This is a genomic window from Dietzia sp. NPDC055343, assembly GCF_053645265.1.
This window is the reverse complement of record NZ_JBSHMJ010000123.1, coordinates 1-2060: the sequence shown is the minus strand read 5'-3', so window position 1 is coordinate 2060 and position 2060 is coordinate 1. Positions and strand designations below refer to the sequence as shown.

General features: G+C 69.1%; 2 protein-coding genes and 1 pseudogene. 2 read left to right on the top strand and 1 reads right to left on the bottom strand.

The window, feature by feature from the left end; all coding sequences use genetic code 11:
• Positions 1 to 431: pseudogene (locus tag ACWIE7_RS18980) on the bottom strand (alpha/beta hydrolase); the annotation flags it as partial.
• Between the two features lie 103 nt (positions 432 to 534).
• Here ACWIE7_RS18980 and ACWIE7_RS18975 point away from each other — a divergent pair.
• Together ACWIE7_RS18975 and ACWIE7_RS18970 are read left to right on the top strand one after the other, a co-directional pair.
• On the top strand, positions 535 to 1311 hold the full coding sequence (locus tag ACWIE7_RS18975) for a pyrimidine reductase family protein (protein WP_454070300.1): 777 nt from the start codon (positions 535 to 537) through the stop codon (positions 1309 to 1311).
• Entirely contained in the window at positions 1308 to 1817 is a 510-nt protein-coding gene (locus tag ACWIE7_RS18970) for a flavin reductase family protein (protein WP_454070299.1), read from the top strand. The genes ACWIE7_RS18975 and ACWIE7_RS18970 overlap by 4 nt, the downstream gene beginning before the upstream one ends.
• Positions 1818 to 2060 lie beyond the last annotated feature (243 nt).

Sequence of the window (2060 nt, the reverse complement as noted above, 5' to 3'; positions counted from 1 at the left end):
AGGTACTCGGCGTCGCGGTCGGAGCGCGGCTGGGTGGAGGGCGCGCAGTCGTCACCGAGGCCGGTGGTGCCGTGCGCCCACGCCACGACGGGCCAACCGCCCTCGGGTGCCACGCCGTGTGGGAGGAACACTACGGATGTAGAGATGGCGGGTTGTCCGTGCTGATCGATGGTGCCGTACACCTGGCGCACCGCCCGTCCGGCCTGCGGCAGCGAGAGCGCCGGGTCGAGTGGCGTGGTGGCGGCCACGGCGCCGGGCGCGGGGACCGGCGCCGTCCACTGGCGGGTGTCCATGCCGGACCACGTGGGTGCGGGGTTGGCCGGGTGTGAGGGCGCGGCCGCCGCGGGGGCGGTGAGGGTGGCGACGACGACAACGGCGGCAGCAGCCGAGCCGAGCACCTGCCGCGTGCGCCGGAATGTGAGGGAGTTCATAGGCGAAAGTGTAATCCGTTGCTTACCCGGTCCACAGGCAGCTGAGGCTCGGACGTTGGCCGACCGGTATTCGACGGGCGTGGCGGACCCTAGGCTCGCAACCATGCACCGTCTCGAGATCGGCTCGGAGGTTTCCGACCCGCTGGCCCCGTACCTGGAGGTCGATCGGTCCTCGCCTCGCCATGAGTGTTGGGTCACCGGGCACATGGTGGCGGGGTTGGATGGCACGGCGGCGGTTGGGGGCCGGGTGGGTGCGCTGTCCACCCGGCCTGATCAGGAGCTGTTCCGCAGGATGCGGCAAATCGCGGACATCGTGTTGGTGGGAGCCGAGACGGTACGACGCGAAGGCTACGGGCCGATCCGACTGTCCGAGGAGGCGCAGGCTCGGAGGCGGGAGCTGGGTAAGCCGGCCACGCCCCCGATCGCTGTGGTCAGCCGGAGCCTGGACTTGGACCGGACCGCCAGCGTGTTCGCCGATGCTCCGGAGCACGCCCCGACCGTGGTCGTCACCTGCGAGGCGGCCGATCGCGGGCGTCGGGCGGAGGTGGCGGAGTTCGCTCCGGTCATCGTGGCCGGCGACGACCGGGTCGATCCGATCGAGGCGATGCGCGAGCTCTCGACCCGCGGGTATCAGGTTGTGCTGTGTGAGGGCGGGCCCACCTGGCTGGGTGAGCTCGTGGCGGCGGACCGTCTCGACGAGTTGCTGCTGTCGATCTCGCCGATGATGGGTGGGGATCCGTTGCCGGTGGCAGTGACGCCGGAGGGCGCGGGGATCGCCAGGTTTGAGCTGAAGGGGATCATGAGCGAGGAGAGCACTCTCTTCCTTCGGTATGAGGCGGCGGCTGACCAGGCGGCGACCAACGAGAGGTCAGACCGATGAGTACGGACGCCTTCGGGCAGCTGATGGCGTCGGTGGACCCGGCGATGATCGTGGTGACGACGGTGGCGGAGAACGAGCCGGCGGGGTGTCTGGTGGGCTTCCATGCGCAGTCGGGAATCTCCGCCGAGCACTATTGCTTGTGGCTGTCCAAGGCCAACCACACCTATCGGACCGGGCTGCGGGCCACGCATTTCGCGGTCCACTTCCTCACGGAATCTGATCTAGCGGTTGCCGAGTGGTTCGGGACCCAGACGGGGGAGACCGCGGACAAGTTCGCAGATCTCGACGTCGACACGAGTGAACACGGACTTCCGCTGCTGCGGGAGTGTCCCAATCGGATGGTGGTCGAGCGGATCGCGATCCTGGACGACGGTAGCGACCACGGCTGTTTCACCACCCGCATGGTCTCAGCCGACACGAAAGGCCCGTTCACGCCTCTCCGACTCGGCGATGTGGCGCACTTGGACGCCGGCCGCGCGAGCGAGTCCCGGTCAGTACATCCCTGATCGCCTCGAACATGGGCCGACCGCCGGCGGAAGATCCACCGACGGCCGGCCTCGTGCTCATCCGCCCGGGACGGGAGCTCGTCTCATTCACTCGCTCAGCTTGAGCGCCTCGCGGTAGGTGAGCTTGCGGCCGGTCTGCATGATCGAGCGGCGGTAGATCCGCTCGGCCACGCCGATCACCAGGGCGGCGGCCACCAGCGAGACGATCATCGCGACGATCGGCTCCCACCAGGCCGCGGAGCC